Origin of the sequence: Rhizobium sp. LjRoot98, from assembly GCF_964252935.1 — a bacterium.
Lineage (GTDB): Bacteria > Pseudomonadota > Alphaproteobacteria > Rhizobiales > Rhizobiaceae > Pararhizobium.
Genome location: NZ_CAXUPW020000001.1, coordinates 101,906 through 124,723 on the forward strand (window position 1 = coordinate 101,906; position 22,818 = coordinate 124,723).

Sequence of the window (22,818 nt, forward strand, 5' to 3'; positions counted from 1 at the left end):
CTGTCGATCATGGCTGAGCGGCGGAAACCGCTTCGACCGGATTCCCCTCACCCTGCGCCGCCTTGAGGTCGATATAGGCTTTGATCGGGAGATGATCGGACGCGACGCGTGACAGCGGCGTGTTGTGGACCTCGACAGCGGTGACCAGATTGTGCGGGCTGCCCATCACCCGGTCGAGCGCCAAGAGAGGAAAGCGTGACGGGAAACTCGGCACCGCCGTTGCCGCATGATCGAAGATTGGGCTGAGCGAACTCAGCGCCGAGCGGCGGCCCATGCGCCACTCGTTGAGATCGCCGATCAACAGCGTCGGCCGCTCGTCCGCCTCGCTGATGGCGGCAATGATCGCTTCCGCTTGGCGGGCGCGGGAATGCCGCAGCAGACCGAAATGGGCAGCAACGATGCGCAGCGGACCGGCCTTCAGATCAAGATCGACAACCAGCGCACCGCGCGGCTCGACGCCGGGCAGCTTCAACTGATTGACCTTGGCAACGGCACCCTCCCGAAGCAGCAGCACATTACCGTGCCAGCCGTGCCCCTTGGCGGAGAAAGCGGCAATCGGCACCGCAATCAGGTGGCAATCGCGATGCAGCCGCTCCAGATCAAGCAGCCCTGCCCGCTCGCCAAACCGCTGATCGGCTTCCTGAAGCGCAATGATATCGGCGCCGATTTCGCTGATCACGTCGGTGGTGCGGCCGGGGTCGAAGCGATTGTCGGTGCCAACGCATTTATGGATGTTGTAGGAGGCGATCACCGTATCGCCACGCTCGCCTGCCGGATCCCTGCCCGCCAGCGACACGCGCTTTCCGCGGATGGCGGCCAGAATGCCCCCTGAAAGGCTGGTATGCGACGAAGCCATAGTCTCTCTCTGGTCGTTGCCGTTCATCATCCAAGACATAGACATGTCGCTCAGCAAGGCAAGACGATATCCGGCGCGAGCGCGTTTTTCGCCATCCGGCCGGTGATTTTCCGCGTGGGGAAATCTGGCAGTGGCGTGACAATCTCCTTGTCGCCCCACCATCCTGGCCATAGATCAGAGCGTAGCACGCCATGACATCCAGTGAGAATGCAAATGCCCATACCTTCCGCCATTTCCATCACGCCCTCGACCCGCTCCGCCAGCATCGACGTCCGCGATCCGCAATTTTACAAGAACCCGCTCGCAGCGTATGCGCAGTTGCATGCGCAATGTCCGTCGTTCTTCTGGGAAGAGCAGCAACAATGGTATTTTGCGGGCTACGACCAAGTGAATAGCTTGTTGCGTGACCGACGTTTCGGCCGGCAGATCCTGCATGTGGCAACGCGCGAGGAACTGGGCCTGCCGGAACCCAAGCCGCATCTGGCGGATTTCGACCGGCTGGAGGCCAATTCCCTGCTTGAGCTTGAGCCGCCGGCCCATACGCGGCTGCGCACGCTGATCAACCGCGCCTTCGTCTCGCGCCAGATCGAGCAGCTGAAGCCTGAAATCGCAGCCCTTTCCCATTCCCTCATCGACGGGTTCGAGAAGGACGGTCAGGTCGAGCTTCTGAAAGCCTATGCCGAGATCGTGCCGGTCACGGTGATTGCCCGCATGCTCGGCGTGCCGGTGGAGATGGCGCCAAAACTGCTCGACTGGTCGCACCGGATGGTGAAGATGTATGTGTTCAATCCATCATTGGAGACCGAACACGATGCCAACGCCGCTTCGGCCGAGTTTGCCGATTACCTGAAGGGCATCATCGACTGGAAGCGCCAGAACCCGGCCGACGATCTCCTGACCCATATGATCACCACCGAAAAGGACGGCGAACGGCTGTCTGACGACGAACTGATCTCGACGGCGGTGCTGCTGCTCAATGCCGGGCACGAGGCCACCGTGCATCAGTTGGGCAACGCGGTGCGGACCCTGCTTGAGACAGGAACATCAGCAAAAGACGTGTTTTTCAGCGATACGGCCACCGAACGCACCATCGAAGAAACAATGCGTTATGCCGCCCCCTTGCACATCTTCCAGCGCTACGCCCTCTCCGACATCGAACTTGAGGATGGTATCAGCCTGAAGAAAGGCGACAAGATTGGCCTTCTGCTCGGGGCTGCAAACGTCGACCCGCAGAAATTCGCCGATCCCCTCGCCTTCCGCCCCGACCGGAATGAAGGCGCTCATGTATCGTTCGGCGCCGGCCTGCATTTCTGCATCGGTGCGCCGCTGGCACGGCTGGAGTTGAAGCTATCGCTGCCGATCCTGTTCGAACGGCTGCCGGGCCTTCGGATGACAGGCAAAGCGCAGATCAAGGACAGCTATCATTTCCACGGCTTGGAAAAGCTGCATCTGGAATGGTAGACGGATAGGGCGCGGCTCTCACGCCGCGCCATTCCCTCTCTCTACTCCGGAAAATCAGCCCCTTCGGTCACATCGGCCCACGCTTCAAAATCGCGGCGCAACGTCTCGATCTTGGCCCGGCCACCGGCCAGCGCCGCCTTGCCCAGGAGCAGGCGCAGCGGTGGATCTTTTGCCTCCACGGCCTTGATGATGGCTTTGACGGCGCGCTCGGGATCGCCTGCCTGCTTGCCACTGCGTTCACGGATGACCGAGGCATTCCTGCCCGCGGTATCGCGGTAATCGTCAATCGATTGCGGCGCCTCATTGGCCGAGCGCCCGGCCCAGTCGGTTCGAAAACCGCTGGGCTCGACCAGAAGAACCTTGATGCCGAGTGGTGCCACCTCAAGGGACAAGGCTTCGGACAGGCCTTCGACGGCAAACTTCGTAGCATTGTAGAAGCCGACGGCGGGGCCACCTCGAATTCCGCCGATCGACGATATGTTGACGACGGTGCCGGAGCGCTGCTTGCGCATGGCGGGCAAGACCGCTCTCGTCATTGCAGCGAGGCCCCAGACATTGATCTCGAACATGCGGCGGACTTCGTCCAGCTCGCTTTCCTCGACTGAACCGAAATAGCCAATCCCAGCATTGTTGACGAGCACGTCGATGTGGCCGAAGCGGGCAAGCGCCGCCTTCGTCGCGGCTTCGACCTCTTCCGGTTTGGTGACATCGAGCTTCAAGGCGAGCGCCTTGTCTTCATGGCCTTTGACGAGGTCTTCAACCTGCGCCGGATTGCGCGCAGTCACAACCGTCGGATAGCCCAGTGACAGCGTTTGCTGGGCCAGTTCCCGGCCAAAACCGGTTGAGCATCCGGTGATGAACCAGACAGGTTTGTCGGCTTGAGACATTGGATTTTCTCCTGACGATGGAAGAGACGGTGAGCACCGTCCCGGGATAACCTCCATCGGATATAGGAGAGCTAAATCCGAATGACATAGTCCTTGCGAGTCGTTTCAATCACTTCCCAGGTTCCCTTGAAGCCGGGTCGGAGAATCATGCTGTCGCCGGCCTTCAGATGCGTTGCGGCACCGCCGTCTTCGGTCACGATCGAAACCCCGGACAGGATGTGGAAATACTCCCATTCGTCATAGACGATCCGCCACTTTCCGGGGGTCGCTTCCCAGATACCGGCATAGATGCCGCCTTCGGCTTCCTCGAAATTCCAGGTGCGAAACGTGGGCGTGCCGGAGATCAGCCTGTCCGGTGCCGGGGCGCCTGCCTCGGGTTCAATGGACGCCGGGTCGAATGTCAGTGCGTGGGTCATGAATGCTCCGCAATGGACAAAGAGGTGGCCGGCGAACCGGCCACCTCTGGATGGATCAGGCTTTCGCCAGCGACTGCTCGAGATCGGCGATGATGTCGGCGACATCCTCGATCCCGACCGACAGGCGAACGACTTCCGGGCCAGCGCCGGCTGCCGTCTGCTGCTCCGGCGTCAACTGCCGGTGGGTGGTCGAGGCAGGATGGATGACCAGCGAGCGGGTGTCGCCGATATTGGCAAGATGCGAGACCATTTCCAGGCCTTCGACAAAACGCTTTCCAGCTTCGTAACCGTCCTTCAGGCCGAAGGTGAAGACGGCGCCGGCACCGCGCTTGGAATATTTCTGCTGCAGCGCGTAATTGGCGTCGCTCTCAAGGCCCGCATATTTCACCCACGCGACCTTGTCATGGCTGCTCAGCCATTTGGCGACGGCCAGCGCATTGTCGCAATGGCGCTGCATTCTGAGCGGCAGCGTCTCGATGCCGGTCAAAAGCAGGAAGGCGTTGAACGGCGAAATCGCCGGTCCAAAGTCGCGCAGGCCGAGCACCCGGCAGGCGATGGCAAAGGCGAAATTGCCGAAGGTCGCATGCAGCACCATGCCGGCATATTCCGGACGCGGTTCCGACAGGATCGGGTATTTGCCGGATTTCGACCAGTCAAACGTGCCGCCATCCACGATGACGCCGCCCATCGAATTGCCGTGCCCGCCCATGAACTTCGTCAACGAATGCACGACGATATCGGCACCATGCTCGATCGGCTGGATCAGGTAAGGCGTGGCCATCGTATTGTCGACGATCAGCGGCAGGCCGTGTTTCTTGGCAACGGCGGAGATGGCAGCGATATCGACGAAGGTGCCGCCCGGATTGGCAAGGCTCTCGATGAAGATCGCCTTGGTGCGATCATCGATCTGGCTTTCAAACGAGGCGATATCACCCGTATCCACCCAGCGCACCTGCCAGTCGAACGACTTGAAGGCATTGCCGAACTGGTTGACCGAGCCGCCGTAAAGCTGGCGCGCCGCCAGGAAATTGTCGCCAGGGCTCATGATCGCGTGGAACACCAGAAGCTGCGCCGCGTGGCCGGAGGCAACCGCCAGCGCTGCCGTACCACCTTCAAGGGCCGCCACGCGCTCTTCGAGCACGGCCTGGGTCGGGTTCATGATTCGCGTGTAGATATTACCGAAAGCCTGCAGGCCAAACAGCGAGGCGGCATGATCGGTATCGTTGAAGACGAAGCTGGTCGTCTGGTAGATCGGCGTTGCCCGCGCGCCCGTGGTCGGGTCCGGTGCGGCGCCCGCGTGAACCGCAAGCGTGTTGAAACCGGGTTTATTCGTCATGGATGTGTCCTCCCTTGAATCAAGTTCGGCGCACTATTTCAGAGGCGACACCGTGCGGTCAAAGACTGTTTTGCCCGATTTGCACGCCGGGCGAGCAAGGAATTCCAAAACGGCGTTGTGATGCCTCGAAAATCACCCGACCAGCCGTGGATATTCGATCGCCGGGCAACGGTCCATCACCACCTGAATGCCATTTTCTTCAGCTTTTGCGGCAGCTTGGTCATCACGCACGGCCAGCTGCGTCCAGATGAATTTGGGCCGGTTTTCCAGGGCAAGAATTTCGTCAACCAGGGCCGGAAGTGCATCTGCAGCACGAAAAACGTCTATCATATCGACCGGCTGAGAAATATCCGCGAGCCGGGCATAGACCTTTTGGCCGTGGATTTCCTTGCCCGCCTGCCCCGGATTGACCGGAAACACCGTGTAGCCCTTGCGCAGCAGGAATGCCATGACGCGATAGCTTGGCCGCTCGGCATTAGGCGACGCGCCAACCAGGGCGATGGTTTTCGTCGAGCGCAGAATGTCGGTCAGATAGTAGTCCGGATACACATCATGATTCATCGTCGAATTCCGCGGTTGCAATCTTTGGGCCGATAATTGGAACAGCATTTCACGGTGTCAACCGATCACATTCGCGATTGCACGTAAATGCGTGGGAGGCAACGGCCGCCGGGTGGCCAAATCTGGCTGTGTGGTCAAAATCACATTGCTTTTCAAGGTTCGCCGCCGCAAAACTCGGCGACTACACCTTTCTCTCGCCTATCTCCGTCTTCTCGCATTTCTGAAGGTTTCCCGTGCCTCTCGACGTCATCGCTCTCGTTCTGTTCGGAGCGCTCCTGCATGCAACCTGGAATGCACTGGTCAAGGCCGGAACGGAGAAATCGCTGGATGCCGCGATGATCGCGCTGGGGGCAGCCGTCGTCGCCCTGCCCTTCCTGCCCTTCATGCCGCTGCCGCATCCGGATGCCTGGCCGTTTATCCTGGTCTCGGCGCTGTTCCAGTTTGCCTATTTCCAGCTCGTCGCCGCGGCCTATCGCGCTGGTGATATCGGACTTGTCTACCCGCTGATGCGCGGCGTTGCTCCGTTGCTGGTCGCGGCAAGCAGCGGCGCGATCATCGGCGAAAACCTCTCCAGCGGCGCGCTCGCCGGCGTACTGACGATCTCGACCGGTGTGCTCACCCTCGCCTTCGAAGCCCGCAAAGGCGGCACACGCGCCATCCTGCTGGCCCTCGCCAATGCCGTCGTCATCGCCAGCTATACCTATGTCGACGGCATCGGCGCGCGGCTGGCTCTCAACCCGATTTCCTACACGCTGTGGATGGCGCTTTTGCCCCCAGTGCTGTTGTTTTCCTGGGCTTTTGCCAAACGTGGCTTTGCGCCGGTGCTGTTCCACGTCCGCCATCAATGGTGGCGGGGGCTGATCGGCGGCGGCGGCTCGATCGGCGCCTATGGCCTGGCGCTTTGGGCGATGACGAAGGCGCCAGTCGCGACGGTCGCAGCGCTGCGCGAGACTTCGATCCTGTTTGCCATCGTCATCTCGATCGTGTTCCTGAAGGAGCGTGTCAGCATCTTCCGCATCACCGCTGCTTGCCTGATCGCGCTGGGCGCGCTTATGCTGAAGCTGGCTTGAAAAACGTCGAAACGGCATATGTACAAGATCACGTACAGAGGACCGGTCATGAAAGTCATCAGCTTTTCCGAACTCCGCGCCAACATGGCCAAGCACTTCGACCGCGTCGAAGAAGATCATGACGAACTGATCGTGACGCGGCAAAACCGCGAGCCGATGGTCGTCATGTCGCTCAGCGATTTCGAAAGCTGGAAGGAAACGATGTATCTCACATCGAACCCCGTCAACAAAGAACGGCTACTGCGATCCATTGCCGAGCTTGACGAGGGCAAAGGCATCGAAGTCGATTTCGACGCACTTTTGTCCGGCAAATGAAAATCCAGTTCTCGCAGGATGCGTGGGAAGACCTGCAATACTGGATCGCGACTGACAGCAAAACCCTGCAGAAGATTCTGAACCTACTGAAAGAGTGCCAGCGGACCCCATTTTCCGGCACAGGAAAGCCTGAACCTCTACGAAATGAGCTTAAGGGCTGGTGGTCTCGCCGGATGACGCAGGAACATCGGATTGTCTACCGGGTTTCAGGCCCCACCGAAAACCAGACGCTTGAAATCGCGGCTTGCCGAAGCCACTATTCCTGATCTCCCTTCCACTCCGGCGTCCGCTTGCCGAGAACCGCCTCGATCCCCTCCTTCGCATCTGACTTCAGCATATTCTCCACCATCACCCCGGTGGCAAAGTCATAGGCCTCGGTGATGCTCATCTCGGCCTGCCGGTAGAACGCCCGCTTGCCGATCCGCAGAGCCTGCGGTGATTTCGAGGCGATGACGGCGGCGTATTTGTTGACCACCTGCTGCAGGTACTGTTTTGGCACGATGCGGTTGACGAGGCCGAAATCCTTGGCGGTCGAGGCGTCGATGGTTTCACCGGTCAGGAGCATTTCCATCGCCTGCTTGGGATGAGCCGCACGTGAGACCGCCACCATCGGCGTCGAGCAGAACAGGCCGATATTGACGCCGGGCGTGCAGAAGGTCGAACTGTCGGTGCAGATCGCCAGGTCGCAGCTTGCAACGAGCTGGCAGCCGGCCGCCGTTGCCAGGCCATCGATCTCGGCGATCACCGGCTGCGGCAGCCGGTTGATCTTCAGCATCAGATCGGCGCAGAGCCGCAGCGACTTTTCAAAGAAGGCCCTGCCCTCGTCTGCGTCAGTGCGATGCGCGGTCAATTCCTTCAGGTCGTGACCGGCCGAAAAGAGTAAGCCAGAGGCGGCAAGGATCACAACGCTAACGTCATCGGATTGAGAGGCAGCGTCCAGTTCCGCGCTCAGCGCTTCGAGGAGCGCAATCGACAGGACGTTGGCAGGAGGATTGTTGAGTGTCAGCCGGAGCACATTGCCAGAAAGCTCGCGCAGCACCGGGCCTTTGGGTTCTTCCTTGTGCAGGGGAACGATATCCGCCATCTCTCTTCTCCTTTGTAAGCTCTGCCATTGCGCTTGCCGGGTCAGCGTCTGGTACGCTGCCGCAGGCGCCGTTTCAAGCACCCTGAACTCGATAGGACTTTCGTCCGGCTTGCTCCCACGATCCCTCGCCTTCTAAAACGTTTATATATCAGGAGTGACCATGCCGCTGGAACCCATCCTCACCGTTGCCGATCTCAACCGTTTTCTCGAAACGGATTTTTCCGAGGTGCATACCGATGGCAAGATCTTCGAGGTCATCGCTACCGGCTCCGGTTTCGCGACGATGCGACTCGATCCGCAGGAAAAGCACCTGCGCCCCGGCGGCACCGTCTCCGGACCGACGCTTTTCGCTCTAGCCGATGTCACAGCCTACATTACGCTGCTTGCCCATATCGGCCCGGTGGCGCTCGCTGTCACCACCAATCTCAATATCAATTTCCTCAGAAAACCCAGGCTCGGGCCGCTACAATGCACCTGCCGCATCCTGAAGCTCGGCAAACGGCTGGCGGTGCTCGATGCCGCAATTTCAGAACTTGATGGCGTTGAATTAGTCGCTCACGCTACTGCCACCTATTCGATTCCACCGAGATAATTTGTGGTATAAAAATACCACAATCATAACCATTTGTTTTATAAAGACATTTTTTCAAACTGGCCCAAACGGCAATCTTGACCGCATTTCACGGTTTGCGTATAAGCCGAACCAGATCGCGGTCCCTTGGGGCCGCTTTCATTTTTGGCTGGCTGAAAGCCTGCCAAATTCAAGCAACAAGAAACGCCCGGCGGCAACGTATCGGGTTCCAACGAAAGAGTTTTAACATGTCAACCTTCGTTCAGAAGCCTGCAGAGGTGGAGAAGAAGTGGATCATCATCGACGCCGAAGGCCTCGTTGTTGGCCGCGTCGCCACTATCATCGCCAACATCCTGCGTGGCAAGCACAAGGCAACTTACACTCCTCACGTTGACGATGGTGACAATGTCATCGTGATCAACGCCGAGAAGGCAGTCCTGACCGGCAAGAAGTACACCGACAAGAAGTACTACTGGCACACCGGTTACCCGGGCGGCATCAAGGAGCGCACCGCGCGCCAGATCATCGAAGGCCGCTTCCCGGAGCGCGTTCTCGAGAAGGCTGTCGAGCGTATGGTTCCGCGTGGTCCGCTTGGCCGTCGCCAGATGAAGAACCTGCGCGTCTACGCAGGCACAAACCATCCGCATGAAGCACAGCAGCCGACCGTCCTCGACGTCGCCAAGCTGAACAGCAAGAACGTAAGGAGCGCCTAATCGTGGCTGATCTCTCTTCTCTGAAAGACCTCGGCACGGCTTCGGAAGCTTCGGCTCCGGTTCATGTCAAGAAAGTTGACGCTCAGGGCCGCTCCTATGCGACCGGCAAGCGCAAGAACGCCGTCGCCCGCGTCTGGGTCAAGCCGGGCTCCGGCAAGATCACCGTCAACGGCAAGGAGTTCGCTCACTACTTCGCACGTCCGGTTCTGCAGATGATCCTGCGCCAGCCGATCGTTGCTGCTGCCCGTGACGGCCAGTTCGACATCGATGCAACGGTTGCAGGCGGCGGTCTTTCCGGCCAGGCCGGTGCCGTTCGTCACGGCATCTCGAAGGCCCTCACCTACTTCGAACCGGGCCTGCGCTCGGTCCTGAAGAAGGGTGGCTTCCTGACCCGCGATAGCCGCGTTGTCGAGCGTAAGAAGTACGGTAAGGCCAAGGCCCGCCGTTCGTTCCAGTTCTCGAAGCGTTAATCGTTTCAGGAATTACGATTTGGAAAAGGCGGGCTTTGTCCCGCCTTTTTCTTTGTCCGGTGCTTAGAGCGGCAGTTCCGTCGAAAACTTCAATTCCCGCAGCACGAAGCTCGACACCACCGTGCGCACATGCGGATTGCGCATCAGATAGCGCGTCATGAACGCCTCATAGTTTTCCACATCGCTCGCCCGGATTTTCAGCATGTAGTCGAAAGCGCCGGAGAGCGCGTAACATTCCATGATTTCAGGCCGCTCCAGCACCACGGATGCGAACGAGGCAACCGCCTCCTCGTGATGATCTTCCAGCGTCACATGCGCGATAACGCAGAGCTTCAGATCGAGTTTACCGGGGTCGAGCAGCGTCACGCGCTTGCGGATGACCCCGTCGGCCTCCAGTTCCTGGATCTTGCGCCATGCCGAACTCTGCGACATGCCGGCCTTTTCCGCCAGATCGGCCAAAGACAGGCTGCCGTCGGCCTGGACAAGCTGCAGAAGCTTGCGATGGAAACTCCCAGATTCTTTCATTTTTGAAGATATCCCCGAAAAATCCTCCCAAGATTATGGAGATATCCAGCATGAAAGAAAGAAAAATCCTGTGATCCCGGAGCATAATTGCAGGGAAACGTGCATCTGGGAGGATCGACGCCATGACCAAGGAAAGCAGCTACACCGCCAAACTGCCCGGCCCGGACGGGATTTATCCCTATACCGCCGAAGAGGATGCCATCTGGGGCGAACTCTATGAGCGCCAGATGAAGCTGCTTGCCGGCATGGCGTGCCAGGAATATCTTGATGGGGTCAAAACCCTTGGGCTCAAGGCCGACAAGGTGCCGCAGCTTGCCGATGTCGACCGCCGCCTGCATGAGACGACCGGATTTGGCGTCGAAGGCGTGCCAGCTCTTATTCCACCCTCGCGCTTCTACGAACTGCTGAGCCAAGGCAAATTCCCGCTCGCCACCTTTCTGCGCCGCCGCGAGCATATCGACTATATCGAGGAACCGGACCTGTTCCATGAGGTCTTCGGCCACTGCCCGCTGCTCACCAACCAGAGCTACGCCAATTTCGTCCGCCATTTCGGTGAAGCCGCCGTCAAGCTGGGCAAGGGCTATTCCTGGCACCTGTTCCGCATCTTCTGGTTCACGGTCGAATTCGGCCTGATCAACACGCCGCAAGGCCGCCGCTGTTTTGGCGCGGGCATCGTTTCATCGCCCAGCGAAGCAAAGGCGGCGATGGACGGCACGGAATGCGAATTCCGGCCATTTGATCTGATGAGTGTGCTCAGAACCCCCTATCGCATCGATATTGTCCAGCCGATCTATTATGTCATCGACAGCTTTGCCGATCTGGAAGCGATCGTTGAGCAGGATATCGGCGCGATGATTGAAAAGGCAAAATCGCTCGGCGATTTCGCGCCGACTTACGAAGCCAAGGCCTCCTGAAAGATCGATTGCGATAATCCGGGTCTTGCCTTCCCGCCACCGATTGTCCAACGTCTGGCCACACAACAGACGGGACCGATCATGGCCAACAAGACGATAGACCACGCAATCACCGCCACATCACTGAAGAGTGCCGCAACGGATCCCACCCATGCCGGCATCCTGTCCTTCATGCGCCGGAAATACACGAAGAGCCTGAAGGGCGTCGATGCCGTCGTCTGGGGCATCCCGTTCGACGCGGCGACCTCCAATCGGCCCGGCGCCCGCTTCGGGCCGCAGGCCATCCGCCGCGCCTCCGCGATCTTCGACAATGATCCGCAGTACCCGTTCGAGCGCGACCTGTTCGAAGACATGGCGACGATCGACTATGGCGATTGCCTGCTCGACTACGGTCATCATGCCGCCACGCCGGAAACCATCCGTTCAGAAGCGGAAACCATTCTGAAAAGTGGTGCCTTCCTGCTGACGCTCGGCGGTGATCATTTCGTCACCCTGCCGTTGTTGCGCGCCCACGCCGCCGTGCACGGTCCCCTCTCGCTTGTCCAGTTCGATGCCCATCAGGATACCTGGGCGGACGAGAAGGGCCGGATCGACCACGGCTCCTTCGTCGGCCGCGCGGCACGCGAAGGCCTGATCGACACAGCAAGCTCGATCCAACTCGGCATCCGCACGCATGCGCCTGATGATTGCGGGATCCGCATTCTCTATGGCTACGATCTGGAGGAAATGAGTGCCGGTGACATTGCTGACGTCATCCTGCGCCATGTCGGTGACCGTCCGGCCTACCTTACCTTCGATATCGACTGCCTCGACCCCGCCTATGCGCCAGGTACCGGAACACCGGTCGCAGGCGGCCCGTCCTCGGCAAAGATCCTCTCGGTGATCCGCAAACTTGGCGCGCTGACGATCAAGGGCGCCGATGTCGTCGAGGTGGCACCCGCCTATGACCATGCCGATATCACCGCCATTGCCGGTTCAACCATCGCAATGTATATGCTCGGCCTTCATGCCGAACAGCTGGCGGAGCGGCGCGGATAGCGACTGGGGCCGCCCTGTTGTCAAACTGATTCAATTGCATGCCAAAGTGATTCCGGAAGACCCGATAATCCCTTGGCAGGACAGGATAAAACCATGAAACCGAAGATCTTTATCGATGGCGAACACGGCACAACGGGGCTGCAGATCCGCAGCCGCATGGCTGGCCGCTCGGATGTGGAACTGCTGTCCATTCCGGAAGCGGAACGCCGCAATGCCGCCATTCGCGAAGATCTCTTGAACAGCGCCGATGTCGCGATCCTCTGCCTGCCGGACGACGCCTCAAAACAGGCCGTCACCATGCTCGAAGGCAACAACAAGGTGCGCATCATCGACACCTCGACAGCCTATCGCATCGCGCCGGACTGGGCCTATGGCTTTGCCGAAATGGACAAGGCGCAGACGGCGAAAATCCGCGATGCCCGCCTCGTCGCCAATCCCGGCTGCTATCCGACCGGCGCTATCGGCCTTATCCGCCCGCTGCGCCAAGCCGGTATCCTGCCGCAAGACTATCCGATCACGGTCAATGCCGTTTCCGGCTATACCGGTGGCGGCAAGCAGATGATCGCGCAGATGGAAGACCCGGCCAATCCCGATCGGATCAGCTCGCCGAACTTCCTTTACGGCCTGACGCTCAAGCACAAGCATGTGCCGGAAATGCAGATCCACGGCATGCTCGATCGCGCGCCGATCTTCTCGCCCTCCGTCGGCCGCTTCCCGCAGGGCATGATCGTGCAAGTACCGTTGTTCCTCGATCAGCTGAACGGCAGCGCAACACTCGAGACCATCCACGCTGCTCTCTCTGCCCATTACGCAGGCCAATCAATCGTCGAGGTCGTGCCATTGGACGTCAGCACGAAGATGGCGCGCGTCGATGCCGTCGAGCTTGCCGGCAAGGACACGATGAAGCTGTTCGTGTTCGGCTCGGACGGCGGCGAACAGGTCAATCTGGTTGCCCTGCTCGACAATCTCGGCAAGGGCGCTTCGGGCGCTGCGGTGCAGAACATGGACCTGATGCTGTCGGCCTGAGAGACATAGCAGCACGGAGCGCCCATCGGGCGCTCGCTCGCGCGCAGGGGTATTTGAACTGACATGGGCGATACCGGCTTTTTCGCGACCCTTCTGGCAAGAATCGCCACCGCGTTGCCGGAGCACGGGCTCTATGCGCTGCTTGTCTGCACCTTCATTGCCGGTCTTGCCCGCGGCTTTTCCGGCTTTGGTGCCGCCCTTATCCTGATCCCGGTCGGCGGTTCAATCGTAGGCCCGAAGATCATTTCGCCAGTTCTGCTGGTGATCGATACGATTGCGGCAGCTGGTATGCTTCCAGCCGCCTGGCGCGGTGCCAACCGGCGCGAGGTCTTCACCATGGCATCCGGCGCACTGATCGGCGTGCCGCTTGGCACAGCGGCCTTGGCACTCGCCGATCCTCTGATCCTGCGCTGGGCGATCACGGTCGTTTCGGCACTGATGCTGATCCTGTTGGTCTCCGGCTGGCGCTATCACGGGCAACCGCGCGCGCCGCTGACGGCCGGTGTCGGCGGCATAGCCGGAGTTTTCAGCGGCGCGGCGCAACTCGGCGGCCCACCGGTCGTCGCCTATTGGCTGAGCGGCGCCAGCGACATGCTGGTGATCCGCTCCAACCTGATGCTCTATTTCGTCATTTCCTCGGCGCTGACAGCCGTAACCTACCTGATCGGCGGCCTGTTCGTCGAACAGGTCTTTGCGCTGACGCTGGTCGTCCTGCCGCTCTATGCCGGCGGTCTTTACGCCGGCTCCCGCCTGTTCGGCCTCGCCAAACCATCGACATTCCGCATCATCTGCTATGTCCTGATCGGCGCATCCGCCATTCTCGGCATGCCCGCGCTGGACGGGCTGCTGCGCTGATCAGGTGCGGACTTCGATTTCCAGCGGCCGCGGATATTCGCCGATAAACGCCCGCCAGTGAGCGATGGCAAAACCGAGCACGACCAGCGCGCCACCCTGATGGGCCACACCCCAGCCGACCGGCACCTGCAAAAGCAGCGTCATGATGCCGATCATCGCCTGGATCGTCACCAGTACGAACAGCAGAACGGACCGGCGCGCATGCGTCGTTTCCGGTGCGTTGCGCAACGAGGCGATCATGTGCATCAGAACGAACGCAAACAGCACATAGGCACCGATACGGTGGACGAACTGCACGGTCTTCGGATTTTCGAACAGGTTGAGCCAGGCGGGTTGTTGGATGAACAGGTCCGACGGCACGAATGCGCCGTCCATCAATGGCCAGGTATTGTAGGAGAGGCCGGCATCAAGTCCTGCAACCAGCGCGCCCAGATAGATCTGGAACAACGCCATGCAGGCGATGATCGCAGCCATCTTCTTCGAGCTTTTCGTCGGTGCCAGATCGTTGGCATGCGGCGCCAGTCCCCTGCCGATCCAGATGCAGGAGACGAAGATCAGACAGGCGATGATGAGATGGATGGCCAGCCGGTACTGGCTGACCTCGGTGCGATCGGCAAGGCCGGAGGAGACCATCCACCAGCCAATGAAGCCCTGAAACCCGCCCAGCGCCAGAATGCCGAGCAGCGGCAGTTTGAGCCGCGGCTCGATCTGTCCGCGAATCCAGAAGAAGGCCAGCGGCAGTGCGAAGATCAGACCGATCGAGCGAGCCAACAGCCGGTGCGCCCATTCCCACCAGAAGATGGTCTTGAACCCTTCCACGGTCATGTCGCTGTTGATCTGCTCGTATTGCGGGATCTGCTTGTAAAGCTCGAACTCCTCCTGCCATTCGGCAGCGGTGAGCGGCGGGATGACGCCGTGGATCGGCTTCCACTGGGTGATCGACAGGCCGGATTCCGTCAGCCGCGTCGCGCCGCCGACAAGCACCAGTCCGAACAGCACCAAAACGACGATGCCCAGCCAGATCCTGATCTGGATGCGATTGCGGCTTACCGTATCGATCTCGTTCAAAAGGCGCCGTTCCGTCGCCAAATCCGCGCTTGCCATCAAGGCCTCCACTTATCAAAATACATGGCCGGGCCGGTTAAAGGCACTTTGTCCTGGGGCGCATGCATCAAAGCCGTTGATTTGCACCAGAGCAGCATGCAAAACAAGGCTTACCCCTTTGCGGCATGCCGTCGCGGCAATTTGTCCTGCGAAACCTGCCAACCGGAAAGTCCTGAATGCCTGTTCGCCTGAGAAAACTGATCGGCACGGTCCTGATCATCATCCTCGTCATCGTCTATGCGCTGGCGGCCACCACTTTTGCCTCGCTTCTGCTTGGCACCTCGCCGTGGTGGATCCATCTCGCCTATTTCTTCTTTACCGGCCTGTTGTGGATTCTACCCGCGATGCTGATCATCAAGTGGATGGAAAAGCCCGCCAAACCACGCTGAACCGAAAGACGAAATCATGAAGATCGCAGTGATCGCCGATATCCACGGTAACGACCTTGCCCTCGAAGCCGTGCTTGCCGACATTGCGGCGCAGGGCATCGGCGACGTGGTCAATCTCGGCGATCACCTGAGCGGTCCCATGAATGTGGCCCGCACCGCCGACATTCTGATGGCACGCGATTTCCCGTCGATTCGCGGCAACCACGATCGCTGGCTTGTGTCGCTTGAAACGGCCAAGATGGGGCTTTCCGACAGCATGGCGCATGCGGAACTGCAGCCGCACCATCTCGACTGGCTGCGCGCCCTGCCCGCGACACTGGTTCACCGCCAAGAATTGTTTCTCTGCCATGCGACGCCCAAGGACGACCTCACCTACTGGCTTGAGGACCTGACGGCCGAAGGCGTGGTGCACATGTCCAGCCGGGAACGCATCGAAGAGTTAGCAAAAGGGATCGACCTTCCCGTCATCCTCTGCGGCCACACCCATATTCCCCGCGCCGTTCGGCTTGCCGACGGCCGGCTGATCGTCAACCCCGGCAGCGTTGGCTGTCCGGGATATGACGATGACGAACCGGTTTTCCACAAAGTCGAGACCGGCTCGCCCGACGCATCCTACGCCATTCTTGAAAAGACGGACGGTCACTGGACCGTTGCCTTCCGGCGTGTTTCCTACGATCACATGGCGATGTCGAAACTTGCTCGTTCACGCGGCCGCACCGCATGGGCAAACGCGCTCGCCACGGGCTGGGTCGGCGATTAAACGGCCTTTTCGAGCATCTCGATATCCGCGCCGGTGATTGCGGCAATGTGACGGGTGACCTTGTCAACCGGCCAGTTCCACCAGGCAACGGCCTGAAGGCGTTCGACTATATCGTCAGGAAAACGCTGTTTGATTACCCTGCCCGGATTTCCGGCGACGACGCTGTAGGGCGGCACATCCTTGGCGACCACCGCGTGAGCGCCGATGATGGCACCATTGCCAATTGTCACGCCCGGCAGGATCGTGGCCTTGGTTCCAATCCACACGTCGTTTCCAACCGTGGTGTCACCCCGGTAGCCGCTGGCATAAAGGCTAAGGTCAAAACCATCGCGCCATGCACCGGGAAAGACGCTGAAGGGATAAGTCGAAAACCCCTGCATGGCATGATTGGCACCGTTCATGATGAACGTCACACCCTGCGCCAGGGCGCAGTAACGGCCGATATCCAGCCGGTCGCCGATGAAATCATAGTGGTAGAGGACGCATTTTTCCTCGAAATGCTCCGGCCCGGCCGGATCGTCGTAATAGCTGAAATCGCCGGCGCTGATCAGCGGTGAACGGATGATGTTCTTGAGAAAGCCGACCTGCGGGAAAGCGGCAACGGGATGGACCGCGCCGGAATCCGGCGTGTCTTGATGTTCAGGCATGGGGATACTCCACCTTTATGTCCAACGGTCATGGTGACATAGAGCGGCCTGGAAACGCGCAGGGATTGCCGCGAATTGTCCAAACCTCGTTCAGTGGCGCATCGGTCTCTCCATGAAAACAGACATCGGTTGTAACAAGGATGGCGTCAAAAATCCAACGCTTCGGCAGCCCCGGTAGCGCGCCTACAGGTGCCGGTTGATCTTATCCATTCGGTAACCGCATTTGATGAAATCCGGGGTAGCTCGTCGGCTGCCCGTCCCATTTAAATGAAAATAAGCGCATGCTCGGTCTAGATGAGACGTCATCCCGGCCCGGAACCGCAAACGATCATGACCGACGTGGACTTCAACATCATGCCCGTGAGCAAGGCTCGCCGCCATGTCATGCATGGCCGGCGCGAGCAGGTCCGCGACATTGCGGTTGCCGAGGGGCTGACATTGAGCGTGCATGTCAACATGCACGCGCTGGAGGTGGACTGGCGCGCGCTGGAGGCCTCCTCCGCCGCATCCCTGCATCAGGGCTTCGACTGGTGCGCCGCCTGGGCTGCGACACATGCCAATCAGCTGCTTTTGGTACGTGGCAGGATTGGCCAGAAGACAGTCTTCATCCTGCCGCTGGAGCTTGTTCGCGGCCGGTTCTTCCGCACGGCCCGTTTCATCGGCTCACCGCACAGCAACATCAATACCGGCCTTTTCGCAGAGGATTTCGATCCGGTCACCTGCCCCAAGCTGGCGGCGGAGCTGATTGCCGATCTCTCAGCCAAGCTGTCGCGGGTTGCCGATATCGTGACGCTGGAGAAAATGCCGTTCGATTGGCATGGCACACGCCACCCGCTCGCCTCCCTGCCTGCGGTTCGCAACCAGAATGCATCGTTCCAGTTGCCGCTTCTTGAAAATTTCGAAGCGACGCTCGCGCAGCTGAATGCCAAACGGCGGCGCAAGAAATTCCGCGTTTCGGAAAAGCGGCTGGAGGCAATGGGAGGCTACGAGCACGTTGTTGCCACCACCTGCACGGAACGGCGGCAGATCCTCGACCTGTTCTTCGAACAGAAGGCCATCCGCTTCAAGGCGCTTGGCCTGCCCAACGTCTTTCAGGACATGGAAACGCAGGCCTTTTTCCATGCGCTCGCGGCCGTGGAGCCAACCGGTGACGGCCAACCGCTTGAACTCAATGCGATCCGTCTGCGTGGACACGGCAATGGCCGCATCGTTGCCATTGCCGGATTGTCACGCAAGGGCGATCACGTCATCTGCCAGTTCGGATCGATCGACGAGGATATCGCCGCGGACGCCAGCCCGGGCGAGCTGCTGTTTTACCTGATCATCCGCAAATGCAATGCCGAAGGGATCAGCCTGTTTGATTTCGGCATCGGCGACCAGGGCTACAAGCGCTCCTGGTGCACGGTCGAGACCATCCAGCGTGATATCGTCCTGCCATTAACGCTGCGCGGGCGCCTGGCCGCGTCAGTGCATCGCGCCGTTGTCCGAATGAAATCCGGCATCAAGAAAAACAGGAAGGCCTATGCTTTTCTGCAGCGGTTGCGCCAGCGCCGGCAAGCGCCGGGCGTGGCAGCTGTGCCGGACACGGACGGCGACTGAAACGATCGCTATCGATCAGGCCGCCCGGCGGCCTGAACTTCCCGGTTGCGGATAGCCCGTTCCCGTCATCAACACGATCTCGCCGAAACCCGCTTCGCCGAAACCGGTAATGAGGTCGATGATCTCCTCGTTGTCGACATCTGGCGCCGAAATGATGATCTGCGTATCGCGCGCGCGCGTCACCCTGCGGATCGCATTCACATCGGCCGGCCCGCATTCGATCAGCACCGTGTCATACGCGTTGGACAGGGCATCGATGATCATCTGCAGGCGCTCTATGCCGCGCATAGCCTGTAGCGGATCGGCATCGCCCTGAGGAATGATATGCGCATCCGACAACCGGTCGGCATGGATCGTTTCCGTGAAAGGAACTTCGCCAACCAACAGATTGGTGATCCCGGCGAGATCCGCCGTCTGGGTCATCAGGCGTGTCGGGCAAGCAGAGCCTGTCAGGTCGATCAGCACGATCTTGCGCCCCTCTTCAGCCACCATTCGCGCCAATGCCACTGCATTCACTGAGCCCTCGTCGCCCGCCGGCGATACGGAGATCGCGACACGCACGTCGTCGGCGCTCAGATGGCCGGCAACGGAGGCAATCGAAAAATCGTCCTCTTCCGGCGCTGTGATTTCAAGCTCTGCCGGTTCGGCTGCAACTGCCGCTGCGGGTATCGGTTCCCGCGCGACAACCGGCGCCGCCTGCGCAGGCACCGGACGGGTGACAGTTTCCGGCACCGGCTGGATTTCCGCCGGCTGGACTTCGAACGGCTCTTCGTCGAACATCTCCTCGCCCCTGCGGCCAACCGGACGCAAGGCCCTGCCACTGAACAGTTCGGAGAGCATGATGACGACGCAGCTGACGAGGAAGCTGGCAAAGGCAGCGACGATCGTGATCGGCAGGACTTTGGGAAAGCTGACTTCCGTCGGCTCAACCGCCTGCGAAATGACGCGCGCGTCGGCGGGGGCCGCATTTTCACCGCTGCGCGACGTCGCCTCGCGATAGCGCGCCAGGTAGGTTTCCAGCAGTTGCCGCTGTGCCGTGGCTTCCCGTTCCAGCGCCCGTAATCCGACTTCGTCCTCGCCGGCCTTGGCCGATCTTGCCTTCAACGTGTTGAGCTGGGCAACCAGCTGGCGTTCCCGCAACTGGGAAACCGTCGCCTCATTTTCGAGGCTGCCAAGGATTTTCTTGGTTTCACCGAGAATCTGCGTCCTGATTCCTTGAAGCTGGGATTTCAGCCCCTTCAGGCGTGGATGCCCATCAAGCAGTGTCGTCGACAGATCGGCAATCTGGCCCTGGATATTGGATTCGGTTTCCTTCAGCCGCTGGATCATCGGCGAGGCGACGACATCGTTCAGCGTATCGACGGCCCGGCCACTGGCAAGCGCAGTGCGGACGTTTTCCGCACGCGCCTCGGCATTGGCTCGCTCGCCGCGCACGCGGGCAAGCTCGGTCGAAATGTCGTTCAGTTGCTTGGTTGCAAATGTGCCGCCGGTTTCGCCGGTCAAAAGCAGATCGGACGAGGCGCGATAATCGGCAACCTTGGCCTCCGCATCGCGCACCTTTTCACGCAGATTGGCGATTTCCGGCTCCAGCCAGCGGCTAGCCTCCGAATTGGAATCGAGCTTGGCGCCGCTTTGCAGCGACAGGAAGACCTTGGCCATCGCATTCGGGATAGCGGCAGCCAGCTTCGGGTCTTCCGACGTGAACTGCACCGCGATTACCCGCGATTTCTCCACCTGATAGACCTGCAGTTTCTTTTGGAATTCCTTCAGGACGCGCTCTTCGGGCGCCATATCGAGCGGATTCTTCTTGATGCCGAACATCACCAGCACATCGGAGACCGCCGACGGCTTCGCGGTCGGGTCGAACTCCGGCAGCTCGTACAATTTCATCTCGCGGGCGACCTGTTTGATCAGATCGGCCGAGCGCAATACCTGCACCTGGCTGGAAATGCCGGATTCGTCGAACGGGCTATCGGCCGTCTGCGGCGGCGCCTGATTGGCGCCACTGAACTCGGCCTGACGCGATTCGATCAGAAGCCGCGCCTCACCCTCGAATTCCGGGCTCATCAGGCTGGCGCCTATAAAGGCCAGACCGCTGAACGCAACGGTTGCCAACAGCACCCTGCCCCGCCGACGCCAGATGGCGCGGAAAAGCCCGGCGAGATCGATATCTACATCCTGATGACCGTCGTTGACGCCCGGCATGCGTTTTACCTCGAACCTTCACAACTCTGCGCCACCGTAAACAAACATGGTAACGCAACAGTTAATGCGATTTCGGCAGTACAACTTATGCAACGCACCCGACGAAGGCGCAAACACATCTCCTCTCCTGAAAATCTTTGCGGCCTTTACCGGCTATTAACCCTAACGGATTGATAACATCAGTCCATGACATGGTTTCCGGAACGCGAGAGCCCGATGACATCCGCCCGCATGAAAACAGGCCCCGCCTTGGCCGTACTCTCGCTGTGCCTTGCAATTTCAGGGTGCAGCAGCTACCAGCCCGCGCCGAAGGCTTTCCATGAAGCAACCATCCAGCCCTATCGCGTCGATAGCGGCGACCGGCTGCGCATCAGCGTCTTCGAACAGGCGGGCCTCACCGGCAGCTACACCGTCGATCAGGCAGGCTATGTCGCCTTCCCGCTGATCGGCGCCGTTCCGTCGCGCGGGCATACCCTGCCCGAAATGGAAAAGACCATCGCCAGCAAACTGCGCGAAGGCTATTTGCGCGATCCGGACGTGACGATCGAGGTCGATCGTTACCGCTCCGTCTTCATCATGGGTGAAGTCGGCCAGGCCGGGCAATATTCCTATGTGCCGGGCATGACGGTTCAAAACGCCATCGCTGTTGCCGGCGGTTATTCGCCACGCGCCAACCAGGCCAATGTCGATGTTACCCGCAAGATCAATGGCCGCATCCTGACCGGCCGCGTGTCGATCTCCGACCCGATCATGGCCGGCGACACGATCTATGTACGCGAGCGGCTGTTCTGACGGCATGCCGGACCCACAGCCGCTGCGCATCATCCATTGTTTCAGATCACCGATCGGTGGAATCTTCCGCCATGTCCGCGATCTGGCGGAAGCACACGCGCGGCAGGGCCATGAGGTCGGCATCGTCTGCGACAGCACGACGGGCGGAAGCTATGAGGACGCACTTTTCGACGAGATAAGACCTTTTCTGGCACTCGGTCTCGTCCGTTTGCCGATCCGCCGGTCCATCGGCCCGGCAGATTTCGCAGCAATGTGGAAAAGTTACAAGGAAATCAGAAGTTTGCAGCCGGATATCCTGCATGGTCACGGCGCCAAAGGTGGCGCTCTGGCCCGGATAATCGGCTCAGCCTTGCGGGTGAACAGGTATTGCGTTGCCCGCCTTTATTCGCCGCACGGCGGCAGCTTGCACTATAGCAGAGCGAAGCCCTCGGGAAAGATCGTATTCCTGCTCGAGCGTCTCCAGGAATACCTGACGGACGCCATCGTCTTTGTCTGCGATTTCGAACGCCAGACCTACGAGGCCAAGGTCGGCAAGCCGAAAACCCGCAGCGAACGCATCTATAACGGTATCGACGACCGTGACTTCGAGACTGTCTATGCCCGCGCCGATGCGGTGGATTTTCTTTACATCGGCATGCTGCGTGACCTGAAGGGACCTGATCTCTTCATCGATGCCTTTGCCAGAACCGAGCGGGCTATCGGCAGGCCCTTGTCCGCGATGATGATCGGCGATGGCCCGCAAAAAGACGAGTATGAACAGATGATGCTGGAGCGCGGTCTTGGCCGCCGCATCGAGATGCTGCCAGCCATGAAGGCACGCGACGCCTTCGCCTTTACCCGCAACGTCGTCGTACCATCGCGCGCCGAATCCATGCCCTATATCGTTCTGGAGGCTCTGGCCGCCCGCAAACCGGTGATCGCCGCACGCGTAGGCGGCATTCCGGAAATTCTCGGTACCCAAAATGCTGCCCTTGCCACGCCCAGCGATGCGCAATCGCTTGCCGAAGTGATGACGGCGGCGATGACGGAGAAGAACTGGGCCACGAAGGTGATGCCGGAGGCCGGTATCTTTAAGGCCGCCTTTGCAACCTCGACGATGTCTGCCAGCATGATGCGGCTCTACCGCCAGCTTGTACCGGAAAAGGTCACCGGACGCGGAACACCCGCCAAAAACCCGTAAACGTTTCTTAGGGGCTTTCTGCTATCCCGAAGGGACACAACGGC

General features: G+C 59.9%; 26 protein-coding genes. 16 read left to right on the forward strand and 10 right to left on the reverse strand.

Annotated elements, in window-relative coordinates; genetic code table 11:
• Positions 1 to 7: 7 nt before the first annotated feature.
• Positions 8 to 856, reverse strand: coding sequence for an endonuclease/exonuclease/phosphatase family protein (locus tag ACSQ3J_RS00520; protein WP_060502147.1), 849 nt, complete (start codon positions 854 to 856; stop codon positions 8 to 10).
• Between the two features lie 213 nt (positions 857 to 1,069).
• Between ACSQ3J_RS00520 and ACSQ3J_RS00525 the strand changes: the two genes are divergently transcribed.
• On the forward strand, positions 1,070 to 2,317 hold the full coding sequence (locus tag ACSQ3J_RS00525) for a cytochrome P450 (RefSeq protein WP_060502148.1): 1,248 nt from the start codon (positions 1,070 to 1,072) through the stop codon (positions 2,315 to 2,317).
• A 41-nt stretch (positions 2,318 to 2,358) separates the two neighbouring features.
• Here the strand turns inward: ACSQ3J_RS00525 and ACSQ3J_RS00530 are convergent, their stop codons facing one another.
• From ACSQ3J_RS00530 to ACSQ3J_RS00545, 4 genes are all read right to left on the reverse strand, one after another.
• On the reverse strand, positions 2,359 to 3,204 hold the full coding sequence (locus tag ACSQ3J_RS00530; protein WP_060502149.1) for an oxidoreductase: 846 nt from the start codon (positions 3,202 to 3,204) through the stop codon (positions 2,359 to 2,361).
• 71 nt (positions 3,205 to 3,275) lie between these two features.
• Positions 3,276 to 3,620, reverse strand: coding sequence for a cupin domain-containing protein (locus ACSQ3J_RS00535; RefSeq protein WP_060502150.1), 345 nt, complete (start codon positions 3,618 to 3,620; stop codon positions 3,276 to 3,278).
• Positions 3,621 to 3,675: 55 nt separating this feature from the next.
• A complete protein-coding gene (locus tag ACSQ3J_RS00540; protein ID WP_436038516.1) occupies positions 3,676 to 4,956 on the reverse strand; it encodes an O-acetylhomoserine aminocarboxypropyltransferase in 1,281 nt (426 codons plus the stop codon).
• A gap of 132 nt (positions 4,957 to 5,088) precedes the next feature.
• On the reverse strand, positions 5,089 to 5,517 hold the full coding sequence (locus tag ACSQ3J_RS00545) for a CoA-binding protein (RefSeq protein WP_060502152.1): 429 nt from the start codon (positions 5,515 to 5,517) through the stop codon (positions 5,089 to 5,091).
• Positions 5,518 to 5,750: 233 nt separating this feature from the next.
• On the opposite strand from ACSQ3J_RS00545, the gene ACSQ3J_RS00550 reads away from it, so the two are divergent.
• Genes ACSQ3J_RS00550 through ACSQ3J_RS00560 form a run of 3 tightly spaced genes read left to right on the forward strand, consistent with a single transcriptional unit; the run spans position 5,751 to position 7,168 of the window.
• Positions 5,751 to 6,587, forward strand: coding sequence for an EamA family transporter (locus ACSQ3J_RS00550; RefSeq protein WP_060502153.1), 837 nt, complete (start codon positions 5,751 to 5,753; stop codon positions 6,585 to 6,587).
• A gap of 48 nt (positions 6,588 to 6,635) precedes the next feature.
• Positions 6,636 to 6,902, forward strand: a complete 267-nt coding sequence (locus ACSQ3J_RS00555; RefSeq protein WP_060502227.1) for a type II toxin-antitoxin system Phd/YefM family antitoxin — start codon at positions 6,636 to 6,638, stop codon at positions 6,900 to 6,902.
• The gene (locus tag ACSQ3J_RS00560; RefSeq protein WP_060502154.1) at positions 6,899 to 7,168 is read left to right on the forward strand and encodes a Txe/YoeB family addiction module toxin; all 270 of its coding nucleotides are present in this window, start codon (positions 6,899 to 6,901) and stop codon (positions 7,166 to 7,168) included. Before ACSQ3J_RS00555 ends, ACSQ3J_RS00560 begins: the two co-directional genes overlap by 4 nt.
• Here the strand turns inward: ACSQ3J_RS00560 and ACSQ3J_RS00565 are convergent.
• Entirely contained in the window at positions 7,159 to 7,986 is an 828-nt protein-coding gene (locus ACSQ3J_RS00565) for an enoyl-CoA hydratase (RefSeq protein ID WP_060502155.1), read from the reverse strand. The two genes, ACSQ3J_RS00560 and ACSQ3J_RS00565, sit on opposite strands and share 10 nt — an antisense overlap.
• A gap of 160 nt (positions 7,987 to 8,146) precedes the next feature.
• On the opposite strand from ACSQ3J_RS00565, the gene ACSQ3J_RS00570 reads away from it, so the two are divergent.
• From ACSQ3J_RS00570 to rpsI, 3 genes are all read left to right on the forward strand, one after another.
• Positions 8,147 to 8,578, forward strand: coding sequence for a PaaI family thioesterase (locus ACSQ3J_RS00570; RefSeq protein ID WP_060502156.1), 432 nt, complete (start codon positions 8,147 to 8,149; stop codon positions 8,576 to 8,578).
• 227 nt (positions 8,579 to 8,805) lie between these two features.
• Positions 8,806 to 9,270: a 50S ribosomal protein L13 gene (gene rplM / locus ACSQ3J_RS00575; RefSeq protein ID WP_060502157.1), complete on the forward strand. Its 465-nt coding sequence runs from the start codon at positions 8,806 to 8,808 to the stop codon at positions 9,268 to 9,270.
• Between the two features lie 2 nt (positions 9,271 to 9,272).
• Positions 9,273 to 9,740: a 30S ribosomal protein S9 gene (gene rpsI / locus ACSQ3J_RS00580; protein WP_060502158.1), complete on the forward strand. Its 468-nt coding sequence runs from the start codon at positions 9,273 to 9,275 to the stop codon at positions 9,738 to 9,740.
• A gap of 63 nt (positions 9,741 to 9,803) precedes the next feature.
• Here rpsI and ACSQ3J_RS00585 read toward each other — a convergent pair whose 3' ends face one another.
• Entirely contained in the window at positions 9,804 to 10,265 is a 462-nt protein-coding gene (locus ACSQ3J_RS00585) for an Lrp/AsnC family transcriptional regulator (protein ID WP_060502159.1), read from the reverse strand.
• Between the two features lie 122 nt (positions 10,266 to 10,387).
• On the opposite strand from ACSQ3J_RS00585, the gene ACSQ3J_RS00590 reads away from it, so the two are divergent.
• From ACSQ3J_RS00590 to ACSQ3J_RS00605, 4 genes are all read left to right on the forward strand, one after another.
• Positions 10,388 to 11,179, forward strand: a complete 792-nt coding sequence (locus tag ACSQ3J_RS00590; RefSeq protein ID WP_060502160.1) for a phenylalanine 4-monooxygenase — start codon at positions 10,388 to 10,390, stop codon at positions 11,177 to 11,179.
• 81 nt (positions 11,180 to 11,260) lie between these two features.
• Complete coding sequence (gene speB / locus ACSQ3J_RS00595; RefSeq protein WP_060502161.1) at positions 11,261 to 12,217, forward strand: agmatinase; 957 nt, start codon at positions 11,261 to 11,263, stop codon at positions 12,215 to 12,217.
• A gap of 93 nt (positions 12,218 to 12,310) precedes the next feature.
• Positions 12,311 to 13,243, forward strand: a complete 933-nt coding sequence (gene argC, locus ACSQ3J_RS00600) for an N-acetyl-gamma-glutamyl-phosphate reductase (protein WP_060502162.1) — start codon at positions 12,311 to 12,313, stop codon at positions 13,241 to 13,243.
• A 63-nt stretch (positions 13,244 to 13,306) separates the two neighbouring features.
• Positions 13,307 to 14,098, forward strand: a complete 792-nt coding sequence (locus ACSQ3J_RS00605) for a sulfite exporter TauE/SafE family protein (RefSeq protein WP_060502163.1) — start codon at positions 13,307 to 13,309, stop codon at positions 14,096 to 14,098.
• Here ACSQ3J_RS00605 and ACSQ3J_RS00610 read toward each other — a convergent pair whose 3' ends face one another.
• Positions 14,099 to 15,202, reverse strand: a complete 1,104-nt coding sequence (locus ACSQ3J_RS00610) for a COX15/CtaA family protein (protein ID WP_060502164.1) — start codon at positions 15,200 to 15,202, stop codon at positions 14,099 to 14,101. It lies immediately after the preceding gene.
• A gap of 176 nt (positions 15,203 to 15,378) precedes the next feature.
• On the opposite strand from ACSQ3J_RS00610, the gene ACSQ3J_RS00615 reads away from it, so the two are divergent.
• Both ACSQ3J_RS00615 and ACSQ3J_RS00620 read left to right on the forward strand, forming a co-directional pair.
• The gene (locus ACSQ3J_RS00615; protein WP_037107608.1) at positions 15,379 to 15,591 is read left to right on the forward strand and encodes a DUF2842 domain-containing protein; all 213 of its coding nucleotides are present in this window, start codon (positions 15,379 to 15,381) and stop codon (positions 15,589 to 15,591) included.
• 16 nt (positions 15,592 to 15,607) lie between these two features.
• Positions 15,608 to 16,351 carry a metallophosphoesterase family protein gene (locus ACSQ3J_RS00620; protein WP_060502165.1) on the forward strand — a complete coding sequence of 248 codons (744 nt, stop codon included), beginning with the start codon at positions 15,608 to 15,610 and terminating at the stop codon, positions 16,349 to 16,351.
• Here ACSQ3J_RS00620 and ACSQ3J_RS00625 read toward each other — a convergent pair.
• Positions 16,348 to 16,998: a CatB-related O-acetyltransferase gene (locus tag ACSQ3J_RS00625; protein WP_060502166.1), complete on the reverse strand. Its 651-nt coding sequence runs from the start codon at positions 16,996 to 16,998 to the stop codon at positions 16,348 to 16,350. The two genes, ACSQ3J_RS00620 and ACSQ3J_RS00625, sit on opposite strands and share 4 nt — an antisense overlap.
• A gap of 327 nt (positions 16,999 to 17,325) precedes the next feature.
• Between ACSQ3J_RS00625 and ACSQ3J_RS00630 the strand changes: the two genes are divergently transcribed.
• On the forward strand, positions 17,326 to 18,597 hold the full coding sequence (locus ACSQ3J_RS00630; RefSeq protein WP_082511971.1) for a GNAT family N-acetyltransferase: 1,272 nt from the start codon (positions 17,326 to 17,328) through the stop codon (positions 18,595 to 18,597).
• A gap of 15 nt (positions 18,598 to 18,612) precedes the next feature.
• Here ACSQ3J_RS00630 and ACSQ3J_RS00635 read toward each other — a convergent pair whose 3' ends face one another.
• Positions 18,613 to 20,802 carry a GumC family protein gene (locus ACSQ3J_RS00635; RefSeq protein ID WP_436038517.1) on the reverse strand — a complete coding sequence of 730 codons (2,190 nt, stop codon included), beginning with the start codon at positions 20,800 to 20,802 and terminating at the stop codon, positions 18,613 to 18,615.
• Positions 20,803 to 21,033: 231 nt separating this feature from the next.
• Here ACSQ3J_RS00635 and ACSQ3J_RS00640 point away from each other — a divergent pair, with 231 nt between their 5' ends.
• Both ACSQ3J_RS00640 and ACSQ3J_RS00645 read left to right on the forward strand, forming a co-directional pair.
• Positions 21,034 to 21,594, forward strand: a complete 561-nt coding sequence (locus tag ACSQ3J_RS00640) for a polysaccharide biosynthesis/export family protein (RefSeq protein WP_244481908.1) — start codon at positions 21,034 to 21,036, stop codon at positions 21,592 to 21,594.
• A gap of 4 nt (positions 21,595 to 21,598) precedes the next feature.
• Positions 21,599 to 22,774: a glycosyltransferase family 4 protein gene (locus ACSQ3J_RS00645; RefSeq protein ID WP_060502229.1), complete on the forward strand. Its 1,176-nt coding sequence runs from the start codon at positions 21,599 to 21,601 to the stop codon at positions 22,772 to 22,774.
• The last annotated feature ends 44 nt before the right edge of the window (positions 22,775 to 22,818 follow it).